Annotated in this window: 26 protein-coding genes, 2 tRNA genes and 1 pseudogene (1 of these 29 cut by a window edge); 13 read left to right on the top strand and 16 right to left on the bottom strand. The window is 69.4% G+C overall.

The features are described 5' to 3' along the window. The 5 genes and pseudogenes from ABOD76_RS09425 to ABOD76_RS09450 all read left to right on the top strand — a co-directional run. Nucleotides 1-428, top strand: the final stretch of a protein-coding gene (locus tag ABOD76_RS09425; protein WP_350244574.1) for a sensor histidine kinase. The gene continues 916 nt to the left of window position 1, outside the view; only the last 428 of its 1,344 coding nucleotides appear in the window; its start codon lies beyond the left edge, outside the window; its stop codon occupies nt 426-428. A gap of 7 nt (nt 429-435) precedes the next feature. Next, nucleotides 436-852 carry a YkvA family protein gene (locus ABOD76_RS09430; RefSeq protein WP_350244575.1) on the top strand — a complete coding sequence of 139 codons (417 nt, stop codon included), beginning with the start codon at nt 436-438 and terminating at the stop codon, nt 850-852. A 9-nt stretch (nt 853-861) separates the two neighbouring features. Continuing rightward, nucleotides 862-1,196 (top strand): annotated as a pseudogene (locus ABOD76_RS22405) (nucleotide pyrophosphohydrolase). Between the two features lie 106 nt (nt 1,197-1,302). Then, nucleotides 1,303-1,827 carry a YfiT family bacillithiol transferase gene (locus ABOD76_RS09445; protein ID WP_350244578.1) on the top strand — a complete coding sequence of 175 codons (525 nt, stop codon included), beginning with the start codon at nt 1,303-1,305 and terminating at the stop codon, nt 1,825-1,827. Further along, nucleotides 1,827-2,294, top strand: coding sequence for an NUDIX domain-containing protein (locus ABOD76_RS09450; protein ID WP_350244579.1), 468 nt, complete (start codon nt 1,827-1,829; stop codon nt 2,292-2,294). The genes ABOD76_RS09445 and ABOD76_RS09450 overlap by 1 nt, the downstream gene beginning before the upstream one ends. Here the strand turns inward: ABOD76_RS09450 and ABOD76_RS09455 are convergent. The 3 genes from ABOD76_RS09455 to ABOD76_RS09465 all read right to left on the bottom strand — a co-directional run bounded on the left by ABOD76_RS09455 (nt 2,255) and on the right by ABOD76_RS09465 (nt 5,145). Next, complete coding sequence (locus tag ABOD76_RS09455; RefSeq protein ID WP_350244580.1) at nt 2,255-3,235, bottom strand: ParA family protein; 981 nt, start codon at nt 3,233-3,235, stop codon at nt 2,255-2,257. The genes ABOD76_RS09450 and ABOD76_RS09455 overlap by 40 nt on opposite strands. A gap of 193 nt (nt 3,236-3,428) precedes the next feature. Continuing rightward, complete coding sequence (gene era / locus ABOD76_RS09460; protein ID WP_350244581.1) at nt 3,429-4,337, bottom strand: GTPase Era; 909 nt, start codon at nt 4,335-4,337, stop codon at nt 3,429-3,431. 34 nt (nt 4,338-4,371) lie between these two features. Beyond that, on the bottom strand, nt 4,372-5,145 hold the full coding sequence (locus tag ABOD76_RS09465; protein ID WP_350245240.1) for a metallophosphoesterase family protein: 774 nt from the start codon (nt 5,143-5,145) through the stop codon (nt 4,372-4,374). Between the two features lie 51 nt (nt 5,146-5,196). Here ABOD76_RS09465 and dcd point away from each other — a divergent pair, with 51 nt between their 5' ends. The 3 genes from dcd (at nt 5,197) to ABOD76_RS09480 (ending at nt 6,559) form a co-directional block, all read left to right on the top strand. Continuing rightward, on the top strand, nt 5,197-5,757 hold the full coding sequence (gene dcd, locus ABOD76_RS09470) for a dCTP deaminase (RefSeq protein WP_350244582.1): 561 nt from the start codon (nt 5,197-5,199) through the stop codon (nt 5,755-5,757). 8 nt (nt 5,758-5,765) lie between these two features. Continuing rightward, the gene (locus tag ABOD76_RS09475; protein WP_350244583.1) at nt 5,766-6,278 is read left to right on the top strand and encodes a GNAT family N-acetyltransferase; all 513 of its coding nucleotides are present in this window, start codon (nt 5,766-5,768) and stop codon (nt 6,276-6,278) included. A 77-nt stretch (nt 6,279-6,355) separates the two neighbouring features. Continuing rightward, complete coding sequence (locus ABOD76_RS09480) at nt 6,356-6,559, top strand: hypothetical protein (protein WP_350244584.1); 204 nt, start codon at nt 6,356-6,358, stop codon at nt 6,557-6,559. 44 nt (nt 6,560-6,603) lie between these two features. Here the strand turns inward: ABOD76_RS09480 and ABOD76_RS09485 are convergent, their stop codons facing one another. From ABOD76_RS09485 to ABOD76_RS09510, 6 genes are all read right to left on the bottom strand, one after another. Next, nucleotides 6,604-6,951, bottom strand: a complete 348-nt coding sequence (locus ABOD76_RS09485) for a YraN family protein (protein WP_350245241.1) — start codon at nt 6,949-6,951, stop codon at nt 6,604-6,606. A gap of 1 nt (nt 6,952) precedes the next feature. Next, on the bottom strand, nt 6,953-7,612 hold the full coding sequence (locus ABOD76_RS09490) for an HAD family hydrolase (protein WP_350244585.1): 660 nt from the start codon (nt 7,610-7,612) through the stop codon (nt 6,953-6,955). Then, nucleotides 7,609-8,016, bottom strand: a complete 408-nt coding sequence (locus ABOD76_RS09495; RefSeq protein WP_350244586.1) for a putative dsRNA-binding protein — start codon at nt 8,014-8,016, stop codon at nt 7,609-7,611. The genes ABOD76_RS09490 and ABOD76_RS09495 overlap by 4 nt, the downstream gene beginning before the upstream one ends. Before the next feature lie 84 nt (nt 8,017-8,100). Next, the gene (locus tag ABOD76_RS09500) at nt 8,101-8,877 is read right to left on the bottom strand and encodes an ABC transporter permease (protein WP_350244587.1); all 777 of its coding nucleotides are present in this window, start codon (nt 8,875-8,877) and stop codon (nt 8,101-8,103) included. Between the two features lie 27 nt (nt 8,878-8,904). After that, nucleotides 8,905-9,843, bottom strand: a complete 939-nt coding sequence (locus ABOD76_RS09505) for an ABC transporter ATP-binding protein (RefSeq protein ID WP_350244588.1) — start codon at nt 9,841-9,843, stop codon at nt 8,905-8,907. A 15-nt stretch (nt 9,844-9,858) separates the two neighbouring features. Continuing rightward, entirely contained in the window at nt 9,859-10,527 is a 669-nt protein-coding gene (locus ABOD76_RS09510) for a PIG-L deacetylase family protein (protein WP_350244589.1), read from the bottom strand. Nucleotides 10,528-10,597: 70 nt separating this feature from the next. On the opposite strand from ABOD76_RS09510, the gene ABOD76_RS09515 reads away from it, so the two are divergent. The 3 genes from ABOD76_RS09515 to ABOD76_RS09525 are packed head-to-tail and all read left to right on the top strand — an operon-like array spanning nt 10,598 to nt 13,155. Then, the gene (locus ABOD76_RS09515) at nt 10,598-11,743 is read left to right on the top strand and encodes a cytochrome P450 (protein ID WP_350244590.1); all 1,146 of its coding nucleotides are present in this window, start codon (nt 10,598-10,600) and stop codon (nt 11,741-11,743) included. A gap of 40 nt (nt 11,744-11,783) precedes the next feature. Beyond that, the gene (locus ABOD76_RS09520) at nt 11,784-12,104 is read left to right on the top strand and encodes a hypothetical protein (RefSeq protein ID WP_350244591.1); all 321 of its coding nucleotides are present in this window, start codon (nt 11,784-11,786) and stop codon (nt 12,102-12,104) included. Between the two features lie 43 nt (nt 12,105-12,147). After that, nucleotides 12,148-13,155, top strand: a complete 1,008-nt coding sequence (locus ABOD76_RS09525; RefSeq protein ID WP_350244592.1) for an NAD(P)/FAD-dependent oxidoreductase — start codon at nt 12,148-12,150, stop codon at nt 13,153-13,155. Here ABOD76_RS09525 and ABOD76_RS09530 read toward each other — a convergent pair. Together ABOD76_RS09530 and ABOD76_RS09535 are read right to left on the bottom strand one after the other, a co-directional pair. After that, nucleotides 13,152-14,345: a molybdopterin molybdotransferase MoeA gene (locus ABOD76_RS09530; protein ID WP_350244593.1), complete on the bottom strand. Its 1,194-nt coding sequence runs from the start codon at nt 14,343-14,345 to the stop codon at nt 13,152-13,154. The genes ABOD76_RS09525 and ABOD76_RS09530 overlap by 4 nt on opposite strands. 746 nt (nt 14,346-15,091) lie before the next feature. Further along, a complete protein-coding gene (locus tag ABOD76_RS09535; protein WP_350244594.1) occupies nt 15,092-16,051 on the bottom strand; it encodes a hypothetical protein in 960 nt (319 codons plus the stop codon). Between the two features lie 159 nt (nt 16,052-16,210). Between ABOD76_RS09535 and ABOD76_RS09540 the strand changes: the two genes are divergently transcribed. Continuing rightward, nucleotides 16,211-16,447: a ferredoxin gene (locus ABOD76_RS09540; RefSeq protein WP_350244595.1), complete on the top strand. Its 237-nt coding sequence runs from the start codon at nt 16,211-16,213 to the stop codon at nt 16,445-16,447. Between the two features lie 105 nt (nt 16,448-16,552). Here ABOD76_RS09540 and tig read toward each other — a convergent pair whose 3' ends face one another. The 4 genes from tig to ABOD76_RS09560 form a co-directional block, all read right to left on the bottom strand. Continuing rightward, a complete protein-coding gene (gene tig / locus ABOD76_RS09545) occupies nt 16,553-17,959 on the bottom strand; it encodes a trigger factor (RefSeq protein WP_350244596.1) in 1,407 nt (468 codons plus the stop codon). Between the two features lie 114 nt (nt 17,960-18,073). Then, nucleotides 18,074-18,158, bottom strand: a tRNA-Leu gene (locus ABOD76_RS09550). 134 nt (nt 18,159-18,292) lie between these two features. Beyond that, nucleotides 18,293-18,369: transfer RNA gene (locus ABOD76_RS09555), tRNA-His, on the bottom strand. Between the two features lie 74 nt (nt 18,370-18,443). Next, a complete protein-coding gene (locus tag ABOD76_RS09560) occupies nt 18,444-18,881 on the bottom strand; it encodes a gamma-glutamylcyclotransferase family protein (protein ID WP_350244597.1) in 438 nt (145 codons plus the stop codon). 97 nt (nt 18,882-18,978) lie between these two features. On the opposite strand from ABOD76_RS09560, the gene ABOD76_RS09565 reads away from it, so the two are divergent. Beyond that, nucleotides 18,979-20,133, top strand: coding sequence for a S1C family serine protease (locus ABOD76_RS09565; protein WP_350244598.1), 1,155 nt, complete (start codon nt 18,979-18,981; stop codon nt 20,131-20,133). Here the strand turns inward: ABOD76_RS09565 and ABOD76_RS09570 are convergent. Next, nucleotides 20,114-20,665: a 5-formyltetrahydrofolate cyclo-ligase gene (locus tag ABOD76_RS09570; RefSeq protein ID WP_350244599.1), complete on the bottom strand. Its 552-nt coding sequence runs from the start codon at nt 20,663-20,665 to the stop codon at nt 20,114-20,116. The genes ABOD76_RS09565 and ABOD76_RS09570 overlap by 20 nt on opposite strands. Nucleotides 20,666-20,692: the final 27 nt, after the last annotated feature.

Raw genomic sequence — 20,692 nt, forward strand, 5'->3', positions numbered from 1 at the left:
ACCGGCTGGTGCCGGGCACCACCTTTCTGGGCGACTGGGGCGCGATGGTGCTGTGTGACCCGGACCGGCTGACCCAGGCGCTCCGCAACCTACTGGCCAACGCCCGCCGCGCCACCGGACCCGAAGGCACCGTGACGCTGACGCTGCGGGAGCGGCCCGACGTGGTGAGCTTCACGGTGCAGGACGACGGCCCCGGTCTGCCCCCGGAACTGGGCGACCGGATCTTCGAGGCGTTTGTCAGTGGGGCTGGAAGCAGCGGCCTGGGCCTCTCGGTGGCGCGTCAGATCGCGCAGCTGCATGGAGGCAACCTGACCGGAGGCAACCACGAGGGCGGCGGCGCGCAGTTCGTGCTGACGCTGCCTGGTGTGGCGATGGAGGGCGACGAGGATGAGTACGGCGCCGCAACTTCCGAGGTGTTGGGCGCGTAAGGAAGGTGTGAACAAACCCTCCCGCCTCAGTCCTGGCCGTCTCAGCCTGACCCGCCTGTTGCCGGGCCGGCTGGGCAGCGTCTGGCGCGACGCCCTGGCGCTGCTGCTGGCCGTCCGGGACCGCCGCACCCCGCCGCAGGCCCGCCTGATCGCCGTGCTGGCGCTGGTGTACGCGGTGAGCCCGGTGGACCTGCTGCCGGACAACATTCCAATTCTGGGCCTGGGCGACGACCTGTTGATCGTGCCGGGACTGCTGGCGCTGGCCGCCCGCACGCTGCCGGGCGACGTGCTGACACGCTCGCGCCTTCAGGCGGACCGCTTCGCCCGCCACCGCCGCTGGCTGGTGCCGGTGATCCTGGGCAGCGTGCTGCTGCTGAGCCTGCTGCTCACCTACGGCGCGTATCACCTGCTGACTTCGCTGTAGCCTGGGCGCATGTCCATGACCTTTCAGGAGGCCAGCGAGCGGGTTGACCGCTACATCTCGCAGTTTCGGGAGGGCTACTTTCCGCCGCTGCTGATGCTGGCCCGGCTGACCGAGGAGACCGGCGAAGTGGCCCGACGTCATCGCCCACATGAACGGCAAGACGCCGAAGCCGGGTGAGGACGTGGGCGACCTGGAACTGGAGCTGGCCGACCTGCTGTTCGTGATGATGTGCATGGCCAACGAGCAGGGGCTGAGCCTGGAGCGCGGCTTTGAACGGATGATGCAGAAGGTGGAGACCAGGGACGCTGGAGCGCTGGACCAGGAAGGAACCAGGGCCTTCCTGAGCGGCAGCGCATGCCATGCGCCACCTCGCCAGACGGCCCTGTCCTGGGGCACGCTGTCTGAGCTGGCCGGTCACGTCAGAGCGGAGCCGGGCCGTACACTCGCGTCATGACTGACGCACGCTTCCCCATCGGGCCACAACCTCAGGTGCAGGCGCTCACGCCGGAGGAACGGCGGGCGGCCGTGCAGGCGCTGGCACAGCTGCCCGCCGAATTCAGCGCTGCCCTGCACGGCCTGGACGACGCCCAGCTGGACACGCCCTACCGTGACGGCGGCTGGACGCTGCGGCAGCTGGCCCACCACGTCCCGGACAGCCACCTGAACGCCTATGTCCGCACCCGGCTGGCGCTGACTGAGGACACTCCCACCATCAAGCCCTACGATCAGACCGCCTGGGCCGCGCTGTCCGACTCCACGGGCGACATCGCCCCCAGCCTGGCCCTGCTGACGGCCCTGCACCAGCGCTGGACCCGGCTGCTGGAGACGCTGACGCCGGAGCAGTGGAGCCGCGCCTACCTGCATCCGGAGTATGGCCAGCGCACCACCCTGGACGGCATGGCCGCCAGCTATGTCTGGCATGGCCGCCACCACACCGCACAGGTGCGGGGCCTGCGTGTCCGGAACGGCTGGTAATGCAGTACGACGAACGCTGGCACCTCGACGCGCCGGCCCGCGCCAGCGGCGTGGTGATCCTGAACGACCGGCAGGAGGTGCTGCTGGTGCAGGAGCGCAAGCCGGGCCTGGAGGGCCTGTGGCATCTCCCATCCGGCAGCGTGGAAGCAGACGAGACGGCCGACCAGACCGCCGTGCGTGAAGCCCACGAGGAAACCGGCCTGCAGGTCCGGCTGACCCGCTTCCTGAACGCGTACGTGGGCCGGATGCCCAGCGGCGCCCTGATCGTGCGGACTGCCTGGCTGGCCGAAGCGACCGGCGGCACGCTGAAGCCGGTGTTCGATCAGGAGATCGCGGACGCCCGCTGGTTCAGCCGGGCCGAGGTGGAACAGCTGTCGGCCAGCCGCCGGCTGCGGATGCACCACACCCGGCTGTTTCTGGAGGACGCCTACCGGCTGACCGGCGCGGCGCCTGCCCCCATCAGCTGAGCGGTCTGCCGCTCAATCTCCTCCAGCAGTTCTGCGGTCAGGGCTACCGGGTACTCGTAGAGCGCCCGGCCCCCGGACTGGCTGCGGCTGTACTTGTCGCGGAAGTTGCCGGGGCTGTGCTGCGAATCCATCGCCTCGGCGGTGGCGTTGGCCTGCGGCATGATCGTCTCGAAGAGCGGAGCCCGCGGTACGCCCGCGTCCTGGCAGGCCCGGCGGATCAGCGCGGGCAGCAGGTCCAGGCCCGCCTTGTGGGTGCGCGAGCGGCTGTCGTACTTGGTGACCGCCACGCCCAGCAGCTGAATGCGCAGATCGCGGGCGCGCTGGATGTCGGCGATGGAGCGCACGATCTGGGGAATGCCGTAGGTGGACAGCCGGTCCGGGATGGTGGGAATCAGGTAGTCGTCGCTCACCTCCAGGCCGTTCTGGGTGATGTAGCCGAGGTTCGGCGGGCAGTCGATCAGCACGTAGTCGTACTGCCCGAACACCGGCGCCACGTGCCGCCGGATCACCTCCATCGGGCTGAGGGTGTAGTGCGAGCGCTGCGGAATGTCGGCCATGCGGTCCTGCGCCTCGATCAGCCGGATGCTGCTGGGCAGCAGGTCAATGCGCGGGTACAGCAATTCCGGCCGCAGCTGCAGCTCGGCCGGGATGGTGATGCGGTTGAGGTTGCTGACGCCCCGCACGATGGCGCGCGGCAGCTCAAAGGTGCGGGTGCCATGAATCTGATCCAGGAACAGCTGCGCCACCGTCTGCTGCGCCTCGTCCACCCGCTCCCAGGCGTCCTCGCCCATCAGGGCGATGGTCGCGTTGGTCTGCGGGTCCAGATCCAGCACCAGCACCCGCTGACCCCGCATGAAGGCGAGCGTCTCGGCCACCTGCACCAGCGTGGTGGTCTTGGCCACGCCGCCCTTGAGATTGATAAAACTGATGACCCGGCTCACAGCGGGTAGCGTAGCGCGCGGGCTGCGGTCCAGAGCCGAAAGATGCAAGGCAGGGCGAGCGGGACGCTCAGGGAACTCAGGTCAGTCCGCCGCTTTGATGACGGGCGGCACAGCAGAAGCGCCAGAATCACTTCTGGCTGATGCTGCTTCACAGGCGAGCGGGTGACGACTCCTTCCGTCACCCGCCTCTGCCTTACTCGTAGCCGAGCTCGCGCAGCGCTTCCTGATCTTCACGCCAGCCGGGAATCACGATCACCTGGATGCCCAGGTACACCTTGCGGTTCAGGAACACTTCCAGCTGCTTGCGGGCCGCCTGACCGATCTGGCCGAGCTGCTTGCCGCCCGCCCCGATCACCATGCCCTTGTGCGCCTGTTTCTCCACCACGATCTCGGCCTCGATGCGCTGCAGGCCGTCCTCGCGCTCGGTCCAGTCGGTGACGCGGGTGGCCACCGCGTACGGCAGCTCGTCGCGCAGCTTCTTCATGGCCTCCTCGCGGATGATCTCGGCGGCCCACACCTCGCGCGGCTGGTCGCTCGCCCCGCTGTCCGGGAAGAAGAAGGGGCTCTCCGGCAGCAGCGCCGCCAGCGACTCACGCAGCTGCATCACGCGCGCCGGGTCATTCTGGGCGCTCAGCGACACCACGGTGGTCTCGCCGGTGCGGCCCTCCAGCAGGGCGGTGTACAGCCGGATGGCCTCGTCCGGGTACTTGGCGGCGTCCAGCTTGTTGCCCACCAGCGTCAGCGGCTTGGGCAGCTCGCGGATGGTGCGGGCCACCAGCTGGTCCTCGTCGGTGGGCGGGTGGCGCAGGTCCACCACCCAGATCACGGCGTCCACGTCGGCCAGGGCACTCTGCACCTCGCTGTTCATGTACTTGCCGAGCGCGTCCTTGGGCTTGTGCAGGCCGGGCGTGTCCACGAACACCAGCTGGGTGGTGTCGGAGGTGGCGATGCCGCGCACGCCCTTGCGGGTGGTCTGGGGGCGCGGGCTGGTCGGCGCGACCTTGACGCCGAGCAGAGCGTTGAGCAGCGTGCTCTTGCCCACGTTCGGTTTCCCGACGATGGCAATGAACCCGGCGTGGGTGGTGGGGGCAGCGTCCGTCATAACAGAGTATTGTCGCACACCGGAGCCCGCGCAGCTAGGGCAGCCGCTCCCGCGCCTCCGCCGCGCTGCTGTCCCGTCCAGCGGTCAGCGAGCCGGACGACAGCATCTGCGCCAGATACTCGGCCCAGGGGCTGTGGAGCTGCCCCCAGCGGATGGCGGCCTCCACGTCATACTCCACCGTGCGGAAGTCGGCGGTCCAGCGCCCGGCCCGGCGCTCCAGCAGGGTCCAGCGGGCGCGCGGGTCGCCGTCCACCTGATCCGAGACCGCTCCGGCATTCACCACCAGCGTGTCGCCCACCCGGGTGCTGCCGGGCCGGTGGGTGTGCCCGCAGACCACCACCTCCGCCGCCAGCGGGGCCAGCAGCTGCCGCAGCTCTCTGGGGTCGCGGGCCCGGTAGAACCCCTGGTCCGGCCCGGTCACCTGCCACGCCCACAGCAGCATGTCCCAGGCGCTGTCTGGAGTCCCGTGGCAGGCCAGCAGCGCGTCGTCGGCCACCCGGACGTTCAGCGGCAGGGCCGCCAGCCGGGCCAGCGCCTCGGGCGGCAGCTGCGTTTCCAGCCACGCCCCGAACGCCTGCGAAAGCCGATTGCGCCGCCCGCCGGGCCACAGCTTCTCCTCGTTGTTGCCGCGCACCTCCACCGCGCCGAGGTGGGCCTGCAGCTGTTCGGCCCCGGCCGGGTCAGCGGCGCCCTCGATCTGGTCGCCCAGGTTCAGGATCAGGTCCGGGGCCATCCCCCTCAGGTCGGCCAGCACTGCCTCCAGGGCAAAGCGGTTGCCGTGCACGTCACTGATCACCGCCACACGCAAGTCAGACACGTCAGGCAGCATACTGTCCGGCCTCCCCGCTAGACTGCCGGCATGAGTCTTCTTCCCGACTGGCGGATTCGCGAACTGGCACGCGGCGGCATGATCGAACCGTTCGAGGACCGGCTGGTGCGCGGCCCGGAGAACGCCCAGGTCATCAGCTACGGCCTGAGCAGCTTCGGCTATGACCTGCGCTGCGCCGACGAGTGGAAGGTCTTTACCAACGTGATGAGCGCCGTGGTGGACCCCAAGCACTTCGACAACCGCAGCTTCGTGGACATCCAGGCCCCGGAGATCATCATTCCGCCCAACAGTTTCGTATTGGCCCGCAGCCTGGAGTACCTGCGCATCCCTGACACCGTGATGGTGGTGGCGCTGGGCAAGAGCACCTACGCCCGCTGCGGGATCGTCGCGAATGTGACGCCGCTGGAACCCGGCTGGGAGGGCCACGTCACGCTGGAGTTCTCCAACACCACGCCGCTGCCCGCCAAGATGTACGCCGGTGAGGGGTGCGTGCAGCTGCTGTTCTTCGAGGGGGAGCGACCAGAAGTCACCTACGGCGACCGGGGCGGCAAGTACCAGGGCCAGCGCGGCGTGACCCTGCCCAAGATGTGAAGGCCATCGTGCGCGAACGAACCCCGGATGACCTGCCTGGCTGTCTGGCCGCGCTGCGGGAGGTGCATCTGGCGAGCGGCTATCCGTCGGTGTGGCCTGACGACCCTGCCGGGTTTCTCTGCCCGGACCAGATGGTTCAGGCCTGGGTGGCACTGAACGGGACGACCATCGTGGGCCACGTGATGCTGCGCAGCTTCAACCTGGACCTGGAACCGCCCGGCTGGCTGGAGCCCACCGGTCTGAGTCCGGCGCAGGCGGCGCTGATCTCCCGGCTGTACGTGGTGCCTCAGGCCCGCGGAGAGGGCGTGGCAACGGCGCTGCTCGCCACCGCCGTGCGGCATGCCCAGACCCTGGGGCGGCGGGCCGTGCTGGACGTGGCGGTCACGGCGCACGCGGCGGTCCGGCTCTACGAGCGGCTCGGCTGGCGACGGGCGGCCACCCTGCCGGCCCCCTGGCGCGGTCCGGACGGTCGGGCCCCTGCCATGCATGTGTACGTGGCGCCGGAGCCCAGCCAGATATAGGAAACATCAGGCTGCTGACAACGTGTCTTGAGGTGGGTCAGTGCCGGGCCATCCTGTTTGGCCCCGAGACTGCAGGCATGCCTGACAAAGACGACAAGAACAGCGGCAAGACCAGCCTGCCCGACCAGTACGACCGGACCAGCCAGGAAGTCAAGGAGAGCCACCGGGACGACGCCAGCTTCAAGAGCTCGGAGGACCGGGAGGCCAACGCGCCGCGCAACCAGGACACGCCCGACGACGTGAAGGAAGCCCGGCAGGTTCCCGCCACCAAACAGGGCTGACGCGCCGGGAAGCAGGGCCAGCCGGATGAACGGCTGGCCCTCGCCTATTCCGCCAGGATGTTCTGCAGGTGCGTCAGCGCCCCGGTCCGCTCTGAGCCTTCAATGGCGATCAGGTCAAAGCGGCACGGCAGGTCGTCGCGGCCCCGCTCGCGGCTCAGGTAGCCGAGGGCAGCACGGTGAAGCAGGGCCTGCTTGCGCGGCGTCACGCTTTCCAGCGCGCTCCCATAGCGCCCGCCCCGCCGCTGCCGGACCTCGGTGAACACGATCACCTCGCCGTCCTGCGTGACGAGGTCCAGCTCACCGCCCGGCAGCCGGTAATTGCGCGCCAGCAGGATGTGGCCCTGAGCCTGCAGGTACGCCAGCGCCCGGTCCTCCGCCCCCGCCCCTTTCAGGTCAGCCCTCCAGCCACCCGGCCCAGCCGGTGAAGTCCGGCACGGCCAGCGCCGCGCCCGCCTGCAGCAGCACCTCCGGCCGCTGCGTGGTGGTCAGTGCCACCACCCGGCAGCCGGCGCCAGCTGCGCTCCGGACCCCGTTGACCGCGTCCTCGTGCGCCAGGCAGGTCCGGGGGTCCAGGCCCAGCAGGGCCGCACCCATCTGGTACGGCTGCGGGTCCGGCTTGCCACGCTCGACCATCTCACCCATGATGCGGCCCGCGAAGTACGGCGCGATCTGCAGCGCCTCCATCACGAAGTCGGTGTTGAGCACGTCCGAGCTGGTCACGATGACGGCCGGAATGCTCCGGTCCTGCAGCGCCTTCAGGTACTCCAGCAGCCCCGGCACCGCCACCAGCTGACCGCGCGCCAGCGCCCGGTACTGCTCCTCCTTGGCCACGTGAAACTGCGCGGCAAAGGCCGGGTCCGGGGCCACGCCGGTCAGCCGCTCCATGATCTCCGGGTTGCGGCCGCCGTCCACCTTGGTGTCCAGGTCGTGCTCGCTGAGCTCCAGGCCCAGCAGCGCCCGGGCCTGCTCCTTCCAGGCCTGACGGTGGAAGTGGTTGTTGTCGGTCATCACACCGTCCATATCGAACAGCACGGCGCTGGGCACTCGGTTCATTCGTCCTCCGGTTCGGGGCGCACGCCCAGGTCTGAGAGCAGGCCCTGGTACAGCCGGGCAGCGTCCACCCGCACCTGTTCCAGGCTGGCGTCCTCGCCCCGCTCGTGCGCCACGATCAGCGCGTTGGAGAGCAGCTCGGCGTAGATGGGCCAGCGGACGGCCCGGTCAGTGACCGCGGGCGCTGCCGGCAGCGGGTGGCCCAGCCGCTGCAGCGCCGCCTGGCTGGCGGCCCGTTCCGCCTCCCGGCGGCTGCGGCCCTCGCCGCGTCCCACCTCGCGGCCCTGCAGCTGCACCACGCACAGAAAGTGCGGCTGGTGGCTGGGCCCGCTGGCTGTGGACTCGAAGGTCGGCTCCCCCAGCCCCTCGGCCCGGCAGTGTTCAATCAGGTCGCCCTTGGGGTTCATGCTCGGCCAGCCGGGAGCGGCACAGAGGGCGCGGTCATGCCGTAGCCTCGCAGGTCCGGCTGTCTCCCGGCAAGCCCCCGGCCCTCAGACATCGCGGCGGTCGAAGGCGAACACCGCCATCACCCCGAAGCCCACCGTGTAGATCAGCAGCAGGATCATCGGCTGCACGATGTCGCTGCCCTGACGCAGGAACAGGTCCAGGTGGGTGGTCAGCAGGATCTTCTGGATCGCTTCCGGGAACACCGTCAGCAGCCGCATGATGTTCAGGGTGGCCAGGGTGGCCAGCGCGGCGGCGGTGGTGTTCAGGAACGTGACCCCGAACAGCAGGCTCAGCGCCGACACCGGCAGCATCACCACGGCGGCCAGCAGGTAGCCGCGCAGCACCTGCAGCAGGGCCGCGCCGCTGCTGAGCAGGCCCTGGCCCACGAAGCCGCCCGGCCCCAGCCCGCTGCCCCCGGCAAAGTCGGTGTAGCCGAGCCGCAGCCCGGCCAGCAGGCTGCCGATCAGCAGCACCACCAGCAGCAGCGCCGGGTACAGCAGCGCGGCCAGCAGCTTGGCCAGAATCACCCGGTTGCGGTCCAGCGGGCGCAGCAGCAGCGGCGCCAGGGTGCCCTGCGCCACCTCGGTGCCGATCAGTTCGGCGCAGCTGAGCGCCACGAACAGCGGCAGCACGAACTGCACGGTGGTGATCAGCGCCAGGGCCGGCACCTGAAAGCCGCTCACCAGCGTCAGGCCATAGATCTGCTGCAGCCGCGGCGCCAGCGACCACAGCCACGGCAGCAGCAGGCACACCAGCACCGCCAGACGCACGCTGCGCGCGCCGGACAGCTTGCGGAACTCCAGGGCGAGCAGGGTCAGCATGCGACACCTTTCCGGGCGGCGGGCTGCTCAGGCATGGGCCACCCGCTCGCGGTAGTACTCGTAGAGGTCGAAGTGGTCGGGAGCGGCCTCGTAGACCCGGAAGCCGGACGCGCTCAGCGCCGCGAGCGCGTCCGGCACCCGCTCCTCACCGCCCAGCTCGGCCACCGCGTACGGCGCGCGCGAGCTGGCCCGCTGCACGTACGGCAGCTGCTGAAGCAGCGCGGCGGCGCGGTGACTGTCGTCCACCCGGAAGCGGTAGGCCGCCTGGCGGGTGCGCAGGTCAATGGTGTCCACCAGCCGCGAGGCGGTCAGGATGCCGACGGTATGGGCATAGGTGGCGATCTCGCGCAGGTGGTGGGTGCTCAGGACCACCGCGCAGCCACTGGCCGCCACGCTGGTCACGATGCGGTGAATCAGGTTGATGCCCAGCGGGTCCAGGCCGCTGGTGGGCTCGTCCAGAATCAGCACCTTCGGGTCGGCCAGGATGGCGGCCGCCACGCCCAGCCGCTGCCGCTGCCCCAGCGAGTACTCGGCCACCCGTCGGTCCTCCATGCGGGTCAGTTCCAGCAGCGCCAGCACCTCGCGGATGCGGTCGCGGCCCACCCGCCGGCCGCTGGGCGTCATGGCGGCCAGCCGGGCGTGCAGGGTCAGGTTCTGGGTGCCGGTCAGCTGCGGGTAGAAGCGCGCCGGGGCCTCCACCACCGCGCCCAGGAAGGCGCGGGCGCGCGGGCCGTCGGTGTGGACGTTGCGGCCCATCAGCGACACCCGGCCGCGGGTAGGAAAGGCCAGCCCGGTCAGGCAGCGGATCAGCGTGGTCTTGCCGGCGCCGTTGGGGCCGGTCAGGGCGTAGACCTCGCCGGCGCGCACCGTCATGTTGATGTCGTCCAGAATGGTCTGGTCCCGGAACGCTTTGGTCAACCCACGCACCTCAATGGCGTTCGGTGCGGACACGGCGGCGGCAGTCACGCTCCACAGCGTAGCTCAGTGCTGCGGGGCTTCGTCCCCCGAACTGGGGGGGGCCACACGGTGGAAGGTCTCCTGGATGATGCGCTGCGGAAACTTCCGGATAAAGTCCACCGTGCTGAGCGCCTGGGTGCGGTGACAGGCGATGGCCTGCAGCTTGCGGGTGATGTGGTGCGACACGTCGCGCTGCACGTTCGGTGGCAGGTACTCGGCCAGCAGGTCCGGCTGCTCCGGGGCGGGGCCGGCGTAATACCACAGCTCCGGGCGCTCCCCTTCCGGCAGGCGGTCCCAGGCGGCCTTGACCGCCCGGTGGGTGGTGACGTGGTCCGGGTGACCGTTGCTGCCGTTGGGCGGAAAGGTCAGCAGCGTCTGGGGCCGGTGGCGCTGCAGCGCGGAGAGGGCCACCTCCACCAGCGGCTCGAACGGCTGGTCTTTCAGGTACTTGTCGGGGAAGTTCAGGTGCTCGTGAACCTGCAGCCCCAGCACGTCCAGGCAGGCGCGCAACTCCACCTCCCGCAGGCGGCCCAGCGCTTCCGGGCTGTCGGCGAGGCCCAGGGTGCGTCCCGCCTCGCCGCGCGTGAGGGTCACCAGGCCCACCGTCTCGCCCGCCTGCACGAAATCCATGATGGTGCCGGACGCGCCGTACACCTCGTCGTCCGGGTGGGGAAAGATCATCAGCAGTCGCATGCCGGTCAGCATACGGCCCGCCGTACCGGGTCTTACCGTCGCCTCCGGAGGGCCCGTGTCAGAATGCCGCGTGCCCGCCCTGCCCGAACCTACCCGCCAGCCGTTCTCCGGCCACCTGCAGCGCTGGGCCGGTCAACCACTGGCGCTGCTGCAGGAGGGCGCGGCGCTGGGACCGTTGTTCGGGTTGCACCTGGGCCTGCCGGCCGTGGTGGGCCACTCGCCCGCCTGGAACCGCCGGCTGCTGACCGACCTGGACACCTTCCGCAGCGCCGGCAGTTTCAGCGTGGTGGTCCCGTATCTGGCGGGCGGCATCATCCTGACCGACCAGGGCCACGCCGAGCGGCGCCACGCCCTGAACCCGCCGTTCTCGAAGCGCAGCCTGGAGCTGCTGCGGGCGCGGGTGCGAGGGGCGCTGCGGGCCGAGCCGCTGCCCACCACCCTGGACGCGCTGGCCTGGGCCGACCGGGCCGTGCTGCGGATGCTGAACGCGGCCTACTTCTCGGGCGACTTCGACCCTGAGCTGCTGCACCGCTTTCTGGCCCCGCTGCGCCACCCGTTCCCGGTGCCGGCGCTGCCCAGGCCGCTGCTGTTTGCCCGGTTCGGCCGCGAGCTGCAGCGGCTGGCCCAGATGCGGCTGCTGCACGGCGGAGACGACCTGCTGCACCACCTGGCGCGCTGGCCCGGCGGGGTGCAGGAGACGCGCGTCAGTCTGGCGGCCGGCCACGACACCACCACCCATACGCTGGCGTGGTGCGTGTGGCACCTGGCGCAGCAGCCGCAGTGGGCGCAGCCGGAGACGCTCAGAGCGGTGATCCGTGAGACGCTGCGGCTGTACCCACCCGGCTGGATGGGGAGCCGCCGGCTCAGCCGCGACCTGGAGTACAGCGGCCACCGGCTGCCCCGGGGCGCGCTGGCGCTGTACAGCCCGTACCTGTCGGGCCGCGACCCGGCGCTGTGGGCACACGCCGATACCTTCTGGCCGGAACGCTGGCTGGAGGAAGGTTTCACGCCACCCGCCTGGAGCTACCTGCCGTTCGGGGGCGGCGAGCGCGTCTGCCTGGGCATGCATCTGGCGCAGCTGATGCTGGAGGAGGCGCTGCTGTGGCTGCTGGAGGACGGCCGCACCCCGCGCGCCCTGCACGGCGACCCCACCCCCCGCCCCGGCGTGACGCTCGGCCCGGCCGGGCCGCTGGTGGTGGAACGCGTCTTTAGCTGAAACGTGCCCGGCGGAAGCTCCGGGGCGCTACCACAGAGGGGTGAACTCCTCCGCTTTCTGGCTGCCGCTCACCCTGCTGGCCGTGCTGCTGGCCGGCTGCACGCCCGTGTACAGCCCCGCCACCAGCACCCCGGATACCCAGCTGAGCTGCGCCCAGATCCGCAGTGAGCTGGCCCGCGCCCGCAGCGCCCAGGCCGAGGCCCGCGCCAATCGCACCCTCAGCGCCCAGAACGTGGCCTGGGCAGCCTTCTGGCTGCCCGGCGCCGTAGCGGGCCAGCTCAGCAACGCCCAGGTGCAGCAGGTGGCCACCCAGCGCATCGGGACACTGACCCGGCTCTCAGCCCAGAAAGGCTGCGGCTGATTTCCTACCGTCTGCCGCCCCGCCGGTGCCTAGACTGCCGCACATGGATGACGTACTGATCGTGGGCGCAGGACTCGCCGGGCTGGCCCTGGCCCGTCAGCTGCAGACACAGGGGCAGCGGGTTCAGCTGCTGGACGCTGCGCGGGGCGTGTCGGGGCGCTGCTCCACACGACGGCTGGGGGAGGCGGGCGCGGCCGAGGTGCGGCTGGATCATGGCGCGCGCTACTTCACCGCCCGGCACGACCGCACCCGCGCACTGGTCCAGGATGGCCTGCAGTCCGGCTGGCTGCGCGAGTGGACCCGCAGCGTTCCCAGCTGGGAGGCGGGGCAGATCACCAGCGAACCGGACGGCCACCCGCGCTACGTGCCGCCGCTGGGCATGAACGTGCTGGGCCGGGAGCTGGCAGAGGGATTGAGCGTCCAGACCAGCGCCCGGGTGGAGCAGCTGAGTCACCAGCCGGACGGCTGGCTGGCCCACACCGATGACGGCCGTCACTGGTCGGCCCGGATGCTGGTGCTGAACCTGCCGGCGCATCAGGCGGCCGCGCTCCTGGAGACCGCGGCCCTTCCCCTGGACCTGAGCGCCTTGAGGGCCGTGCGCTTCGATCCGTGCTGGGCGGTGGGCGCACTGCTGGCCCGGGACGTGCCGGGCGCCGACTGGCCGGCGCTGCGGCTGAGCGGCCATCCCAGCCTGGAGTGGATCTGCCGCGAGCACACCAAACGCCCGGCCGGCCACCCGCCGGCCCTGATGCTGCACGCCCGCGCCGACTGGTCACGCGCCCAGCTCGACCTGAACCGCGACCCGGCCGAGCTGCAGAGCGAACTGCTGGAGGCGGCACAGGAAGTGCTGGGCCCGCTGGAGGTGCAGCAGGCGTTCATTCACCGCTGGCGCTCCGCCACGCCGGTGCAGCGCTTTCCGGAACCCTGTGGCTGGCACCCGGAGCACGGGCTCGGCTGGTGCGGCGACTGGTGCACGCCGGACCCGCATGGCCCCCGGGTAGAGGCGGCGCTGCTGAGCGGCTGGGCGCTGGCGGACCGCATGACAGGCTAGAACAGCATCACCTCAACCTCGTCTCCGGCAGCCACCGCCTGACCCTCCGGGACAATCACCAGCGCGCCCGCCTCCGACAGCGAGCGCAGCACCCCGCTGCCCTGCTGGCCGTAATCGCGCACCGTGCCGCCCTCGATGACGCCGCGCCAGTAGGCGGCCCGGTCCGCCAGGGCGCGGAAGGGGGTGGCCGCCCGCAGCCGCAGCGTGAAGGGCAGCTCACCGGTCAGGGCCGGCCGCACGATCACCTGAAACACCACCAGACTGCTGACCGGGTTGCCCGGCAGCCCGAATACTGGCAGGCCGCGCCAGCCGCCCAGCAGCGCCGGGCCGCCCGGCCGCATCCGGACCTTCCAGAAGCTGACCCGGCCGTGTTCCAGCAGCAGGTCGCGCATGAAGTCGTATTTGCCCATGCTCACGCCGCCGCTGGTGATCAGCACGTCGGCGCCGCCCGCCGCCTCGATGCGGGCCGAGAGCACTTCCAGCGAGTCCGGCGCGTGGCCCAGGTCCAGCACCTCGCAGCCGGCCTCATGCAGCATGGCGGCCAGCCCGTGCCGGTTGCTGTCGTAGACCTGACCGGGGGCCAGCGGCTCACCCGGCTCGCGCACCTCGTCACCGGTGGAGAACAGCGCGGCCCGCAGCTGAGCGCGCACCGGCACCAGCGCGTGACCCAGTGAGACCGCCAGGGCCAGCCGCGAAGGGGTCAGCCGTTGCCCGGCCCGCAACACCACCTCTCCGGCCCGGAAGTCTCCCCCTTCCGGCCGCACGTCGCCGGGGCTGGCCGGACGCTGCAGCCACACGGCGTCCAGCCCATCGTCCTGCAACTGCTCCACCGGACAGATCGCGTCGGCGCCGGGGGGGAGCGGCGCGCCGGTGTAGATCCGGACGCAGCAGCCCGTTTCGACGCTTCCACTGAACGGCACCCCCGCCCGCGACTCTCCGACCACCTGTAACCTGACCGGGCGCCCGGGCGCGGCATCCAGCGTGTCGGCCTCACGACAGGCGATGCCATCCAGCGCACTCTCGGTGGCCGATGGGTGGCTGACCAGCGCCGGCAGATCCGCAGCCAGATATCGGCCTGCGGCCTGCTGTACCGGAACCTGCTCGGCTGATCTGACCGGCAACAGGTCCGCCAGCATCTGGCGGGCCTGCTCCACGGTGACGTTCATCGGGAAACTGGGACGCTCTGTCATGAACCCAGCATGGCAGACCCCCCAGACTCTCATAGGGGCAGCCGAGGTGGAGTGGCCCTCACATAAAGCTCACCCAACTGTTACCTACAAAGGATTTCTGAGCGAACGGGTGCTCTTTTGAGATGACTTGGCCAGAACATGAAGGCTGTTGTCATTGCTGAGCCCAAGAGCCATACCTCAGCGTCTACCAAAATCAAGCCCTGACAGCGTGTTCCAGGTGAGTCTTCGGATATTTGAAAAAATTCACAGTCGTCGAGAAGGGAAATAGCAGGCTTTCCTAAGTACTCCCTGAGTTTTATGGCTGGTTTTCGCAGATTTTATGAGAATGGGCTTGTGCATCACCTTGCCTGTTTCATCTACACCGCTCAGACCACCCGCTTAAGCTGCCCCTGATGGAGCCAAAAACAACGTTCAGGGTCGTCCTGTGCCTGGCTTCTGAGGGAGCAATTCATGAAGAAGACTGAACACACCACGGCGAGTGTTTCCTTCCGGCGAGCGCCCCGCGCCGCGACCCTGATCGTCAGCACCCTCCTCGGTCTGGGAGCCGTGGGTCTGGCACAGACCGATACATCCAACACAGCGGCGACGCCGTCCACCGCCACACCAGCCAGCGTGACGCTGACGTCCGGGAGCATCACCATCCCGACCCTGAGCAACGCCACCGTCGTGACGACGGTCCGGACCATTTTGGGCGGCGCCGTCATCTACAGCGGCTCGGTGGCGAACGCGGTGCAGGATACCGTGGCTCAGCTGCAGGCCCAGGGCTTCACGGTGGTGACGGACACCAGCGCCACCACCGGCACAGCCACGGACACGTCCACAGCAACAGATACCACCGATACCTCGGGCACCACCGGCACCGACACCACGGGGACCGACACAACGACGACTGATTCGACGGATACCACCGCCACGGATACGTCCACTGATACGACAGGCACCACCGGGGATACGACAGGCACAACGGATACCTCGACGACCGACACAACCGGAACGACGACCACGGATACGTCCGGCACAACCGACACCTCAACCGCTGGGGCAACGACCACCGACACGGCCACAACGGATACATCCGCTACGACCAGCGCCACAACCACCGATACGACCAGCAGCACAACCGCATCAGCCACCGCGGCACCGACCGCTGTTGACGCATTCGGCACCGTGGTGCTGGAGCGCAACGGCGAACGCATCACGGTCAGCAGTGAGCAGCGGCTGGGCCTGACGGTCGTGCAGGTCAGCCGGGATCCCAGGCAATACGCAGGCGTCTCGACCCAGGCCGCCCCGGCAGACACCACTACCCCAAGTGCGCCAGACACCGCTGCTCCAGCCGATACCACAGCCCCAGCGGACACGACCGCGCCCAGCACCCCGGATGACACCACCACGCCAACCGATACCACAACTCCGGTGGACTCCACGACCCCCAGCGCGCCAGCGGATACGACCACGCCGAGTGCCCCTGGCGATACCACCGCACCCACCACGCCCGGGGACAGCACCACGCCGAGCACGCCTGGCGACACGACGACGCCCAGCGCACCAGCGGACACCACGACCCCCAGCACCCCAACGGATCCCACAACGCCGAGCACGCCGGGTGATACTACGGCTCCGTCCACTCCAACGGATCCCACAACGCCCAGCGCACCGAGCGACGGAACGGCTCCAAGCACGCCGACCGATCCGGCCACGCCCAGCACGCCCTGAAGCAGATGTCATAGCGGAAAGGGGCGCCCAGGTCCGGGCGCCCCTTTCCGCATCTGGTCGTGTCAGGCAGCGACGTCTCGGGTAGACAAATGACAGCGCAGTGAGGCGTTTGCACTTGTGCTTGGCCCGGATCTCTGCATAATGTGGGCACTATGCCTCACGTAATTGTTAGCACCTGCATCGGCGTCAAGGACCAGGCCTGCACCGAGGTGTGCCCGGTCGAATGCATTTATGACGGCGGCGATCAGTTCCTGATTCACCCGGACGAATGCATCGACTGCGGCGCGTGCGTCCCCGCCTGCCCCGTCAGCGCCATCTATCCCGAGGAGGACGTGCCGGCGGGCGAGCAGGACTTCATCGTCAAGAACCGCGCCCACTTCGGCCTCTAATCCAAGGCGACATGCGGCGACCAGGCATCCTGGTCGCCGCATGTTCATTCACCTCGGCAGAAAAAGGGCCACCAGCTGAATGCTGATGGCCCTCGCCTTTCCCGATTACTCGCCCTGCGGCGCGTCCTCGCCCGGCTGAGCGGTTTCCGGCAGCAACTCGCCCGGCTCTGTGGCCTGCTCGCTCTGCTCCGTACCCTGCTCACTCTGCTCGTTGCTGCCCTCGCCGGTCCCTTCAGCGTCGCTGCTCTCCTCGGCGGGCGTCTGGGTCCCTTGCTCGCCGGTAAGCGAGGCGATGGCCTGGGTCAGCGCCTGCTCGCGCACGATGCTGGCGTAGTAGCCGTTCAGGCCGTTCGCCCCCAGCTGGCTGCGCAGCGCCTGGATGGTGGTGTTGTTGGCCTGCGCCAGCGCCGACAGGGCAGCGTTGAACTGCTGGTCCGTGAGGCTGACGCCCTGATCCTCGGCCAGCTGCTCCAGAGCCAGGTCACGACGCACGCGGGTCTCGGCGTTCTTGTTCAGGTCGGCCATGAACTCGTCCAGCTTGTCCTGCTCCTGCATGAACTTCTCGTACTCGGCCCACTGCACGCCCTGACGCGACAGGTCATCCTGGATCTCCTGCAGCATCGCCTCGCGGCGGCGCTGAATCAGGGCCTGCGGCACGTCCACGGTCATGCCCGACACCAGCGCCTGCACGAACTCCTCGCGGCGGGCAGTGTCGCCCTCGCTGGTGGCGCGGCGCTCCAGCTCGGCCTTCAGGTCGGTGCGCAGGCGCTCCAGCGACTCGAAGTTCAGGCTGGCGGCAAAGGCGTCGTCCAGCTCCTGCAGCTGCTTGTGCTTCACGTCCTCGATGCGGACGCGCACGGTGTGCTCCGGGTGCTCGTGGTCGCCGTGGCTGTGGGCCGGCACGGTGATCTCCACCTCGTCGCCCTTGGCCTTGCCCACCAGCGCGTCGCGCACGTGCGGCTCGGCCACGTCCAGGTACACCGGGTAGCTGCCGGCCTCCTGCTCGCCCAGCTCCTGAATGGTGACCATGTCGGTGGCCTCGATGGGCCGCTCGGCCGCCTCGAAGGTGGCGTTGCGCTCACGCAGGTCCTGCAGGGTCTTCTCCAGCACCTCGTCGGTGATCTCGGGGCTGCTGCTGGTCAGCGACACGCTCTTCCAGTCGCCCAGCGTGACCTGCGGGTAGGTCTCGCCGTGGACGGTGAAGTCGAAGGTCTGGCCGTCGCGGATGTCGCCGGGGTGGATGTGCGCGTCCACCAGGCTGAGCTTGAGTTCGCGGGCCGCCTGCGGGTAGTGGATCTCCACCAGCCGGTCGCGCACCTCCTCCTCGATGTAGCCCTTGCGCAGGCGCTGCGCCAGCACGCTCTTGGGCGCCTTGCCCGGACGGAAGCCCGGCACGCGCACGTCGCGGGCCACTGCGGTCCAGACCTGCTGGTAGGCGCGGCTCACCTCACCGGCGGGCACGCTGACCTTGAACTCAACCGAATTGCCTTCCTGCTTGACCAACTCTGCCATGATTTGCTCCCGACTGCTCGCTGACGAGACTGCTGACTTGCCTGGTGCGCTGCCGCTGTTCGGCGGTCAGGCCCATACGAAAAACGGCCCCGAAGGAGGGCCGCTTCACGCTGTTGGTGCGAGGAAAGGGACTTGAACCCTCACATCTTTCGATACCAGATCCTAAGTCTGGTGCGTCTACCAGTTCCGCCATCCCCGCGCCGTTCCTGAGTCCTGGGCGGCTGCCCCGGGTCAGTGTATCCAATTTCGGATGAAAGGCTGTCGAGAACGCTTTCCTGTCAGGCACCCTCAGCCGTTGGACCCGTCCCGGTCAAGTCCCCGGTGTGGTTGTTGTGGGGTGGGTTATGGGATTTGAACCCACGACCTCCGCTTCCACAGAGCGGCGCTCTAACCGACTGAGCTAAACCCACCATAGCTGGCCCCAGCGGGCCTACCCATGTTAGGGGTGGAGCCGCAGGGTGTCAACCTCTGCCGGCTCCCCGGCTCAGGGCTGGCCCGGCTCCGGCGTGAAGCGGTCTGGTGCCGCTGTCCAGCACCCCGTGGGCAGGGGCGTACACCCCGGCTGCCGCATACGCTCCGGGCGGGCATACAGGTACACCCAGGCCTGTCGCATTCCCGCGTCCGTCTCGACCTGCACCTGGACGCGCCGGTACAGCGGCGGGGTCTCGTCGGTGCCCTCCAGCCGGTCCAGCTGTGGGCACACGCTCGCCCACTCCTCCGGCGTGTAGTGCAGCAGCACGCCGTGAACTGGCTCCGCGCCCGGCCGAGCCACCAGGGCCGGGTAGCCTTCCGGCCGCAGGTCCAGCAGCAGATGGTCCGGCAACCGGGCGGCCTCGGCCCTCCGGTACACTCCAGCCACTGCCGAATTTCGCTCGCCCGGCATCAGGGTGCCGTACACAAAGACGCAGGTAGGCACAGTCATCACTTCACTGTAAGGCGGGCTGCCAAAACGGCCACCAGATAGGCACGCCCACACGCTGAGCACATACGCCCCACGTGCGCTGGGCGCATCATAAGGCATGAACGCTGCTCGTGCACTCACGGTCCTGAGCGTGGCCGTCCTGATGTCTGTTTCTGCCCTGGCCCAGACCTCTTCCACCCCCCAGTCGGCGCAACGTGCGCGCCCGGATACCGCCGCCAGTAAGGACCGCAGCACCCCCACCCCCGTCCTCCCGGCCGCCCTGCAGAGCGTGTTTCAGAAGACCCGGCCCGCCTCGCTGGAGCTGCTGGCCTGCCAGAACGTGGTGTGCGCCGAGCCGGACGGCATCGGCAGCGGCGTGCTGATCAGCGCCGACGGCAGCGTCCTGACCGCCTACCACGTGGTGTACGACAGCAAGCTGCTGGTGGCCGTCACCCTCGACAAGAAGCGGTACCCGGTGACGGTGGTCGGCTTCGACGAGGCCCACGATCTGGCGCTGCTCAAGATCAACATTCAGAACGCGCCGTTCGTGCCGCTGGCGGCCCAGCCGCCCAAGGTCGGGCAGCCGGCGCTGGCCATCGGCAATGCGGGCGGCAATTTCCTGCTGCCCAAGAGCGGTCAGCTGCTGGGGCTGGACACCGGCTCGGAGCGCGCCGACTTCCCGTCCGGCACCCTCAAGATGAGCGCTCCGCTGATGCCCGGAGACAGCGGCGGCCCGATTCTGAACAGCGAGGGGCAGCTGATCGGCATCACCAGCTACATCAGCGTGGAAGGCAGCATGCAGCAGCCGAACATCACCAGCTACGCGGTGCCGGTCAGTCAGGGCAGCAGCCTGCTCAGCGACCTGAAGTCCGGCGTGAAGCGTGAGGCCCCGGTGGTGGGTGTGGACGCCAGCGGCCTGCCGGACGGCACGCTGCCGGCCAGCGTGCTTCAGGATCTGGGGCTGGGCAGCACGGTGGGCTTCCTGTTCACCGGTGTGGTGGCCGGCGGCCCCGCCGACAAGGCCGGGCTGCATCCGCTGACGCCCACCGCCTTTGATAAGAACAGGGTGCCCACCCACGCCACCGCCGACGTGATTACGGCGGTGGACGGACAACGGGTCCAGAACTACATCGAGTTCCTGAACGCCGTGCGCGGCCATCAGGTGGGCGAGCGGGTCACGTTGACCGTCATCCGCAACGGCAACAGCACCCCGCTGAAGATCCCTGTGACGCTGGCCCCGCGCACCATCCTGCTCAGCAGCCAGTCGCGCTGACCCCCCGCTCCGTCACGATCAGCTGCACCGGCTGGTCGTGCGGTTCGCTGGGCAATTGCGGCACCAGCAGCGCAGACGGGATGACGCCCACCGTCAGGACGTCCCAGCCGGGCAGCAGCCGGTCATAGAAACCGCCACCATACCCGAGCCGGTAACCACGCTGGTCAAAGGCCAGCCCTGGCAGCAGCACTGCCTGAATCCGTTCCGGAGCCACCTGTGGCGCGTCCCTGGGTGGCTGACGTACGCCGAACCGGCTCTGCTCGGTGGCGGTGTGCCACGGGTGCAGCGTCAGGCGCGGCTCCGGGCGGAACACGGCGCGGGTGGTGTACAGCTCCAGCTGTGGGGCCAGCGCCGACAGGTCCGGCTCACCGGGCAGGGCATGGTAGGCCAGCACCCGACTCAGGCCCCGGTCCTGCAGCAGCGCGGCCAGCTGAGCGTATATCTGTGCCGAGACATCTGGCAGGCCAGCGCGACGTTCCTGCGCCCAGGCCCGCCACATGGCTTTGCTGGCAGAACCATCCGGAACGTTCATGCCCGGCAGCTTAGCGTGGGTGGTCTA

It is taken from the genome of Deinococcus sonorensis KR-87 (assembly GCF_040256395.1).
GTDB classification, from domain to species: domain Bacteria; phylum Deinococcota; class Deinococci; order Deinococcales; family Deinococcaceae; genus Deinococcus; species Deinococcus sonorensis.

Excerpts from the sequence above, each read along its gene's own strand:
- ABOD76_RS09480 (WP_350244584.1), top strand. The coding sequence starts at position 6,356 with ATGCCTGACAAAGACGACAAGAACAGCGGCAAGACCAGCCTGCCCGAC.
- ABOD76_RS09530 (WP_350244593.1), bottom strand. The coding sequence starts at position 14,345 with ATGACAGAGCGTCCCAGTTTCCCGATGAACGTCACCGTGGAGCAGGCC.
- ABOD76_RS09500 (WP_350244587.1), bottom strand. The coding sequence starts at position 8,877 with ATGCTGACCCTGCTCGCCCTGGAGTTCCGCAAGCTGTCCGGCGCGCGC.
- ABOD76_RS09490 (WP_350244585.1), bottom strand. The coding sequence starts at position 7,612 with ATGAACCGAGTGCCCAGCGCCGTGCTGTTCGATATGGACGGTGTGATG.
- era (WP_350244581.1), bottom strand. The coding sequence starts at position 4,337 with ATGACGGACGCTGCCCCCACCACCCACGCCGGGTTCATTGCCATCGTC.
- tig (WP_350244596.1), bottom strand. The coding sequence starts at position 17,959 with ATGGCAGAGTTGGTCAAGCAGGAAGGCAATTCGGTTGAGTTCAAGGTC.
- ABOD76_RS09445 (WP_350244578.1), top strand. The coding sequence starts at position 1,303 with ATGACTGACGCACGCTTCCCCATCGGGCCACAACCTCAGGTGCAGGCG.
- ABOD76_RS09495 (WP_350244586.1), bottom strand. The coding sequence starts at position 8,016 with ATGAACCCCAAGGGCGACCTGATTGAACACTGCCGGGCCGAGGGGCTG.
- ABOD76_RS09560 (WP_350244597.1), bottom strand. The coding sequence starts at position 18,881 with ATGACTGTGCCTACCTGCGTCTTTGTGTACGGCACCCTGATGCCGGGC.
- ABOD76_RS09510 (WP_350244589.1), bottom strand. The coding sequence starts at position 10,527 with ATGCGACTGCTGATGATCTTTCCCCACCCGGACGACGAGGTGTACGGC.
- ABOD76_RS09570 (WP_350244599.1), bottom strand. The coding sequence starts at position 20,665 with ATGAACGTTCCGGATGGTTCTGCCAGCAAAGCCATGTGGCGGGCCTGG.
- ABOD76_RS09540 (WP_350244595.1), top strand. The coding sequence starts at position 16,211 with ATGCCTCACGTAATTGTTAGCACCTGCATCGGCGTCAAGGACCAGGCC.
- ABOD76_RS09450 (WP_350244579.1), top strand. The coding sequence starts at position 1,827 with ATGCAGTACGACGAACGCTGGCACCTCGACGCGCCGGCCCGCGCCAGC.
- dcd (WP_350244582.1), top strand. The coding sequence starts at position 5,197 with ATGAGTCTTCTTCCCGACTGGCGGATTCGCGAACTGGCACGCGGCGGC.
- ABOD76_RS09565 (WP_350244598.1), top strand. The coding sequence starts at position 18,979 with ATGAACGCTGCTCGTGCACTCACGGTCCTGAGCGTGGCCGTCCTGATG.
- ABOD76_RS09525 (WP_350244592.1), top strand. The coding sequence starts at position 12,148 with ATGGATGACGTACTGATCGTGGGCGCAGGACTCGCCGGGCTGGCCCTG.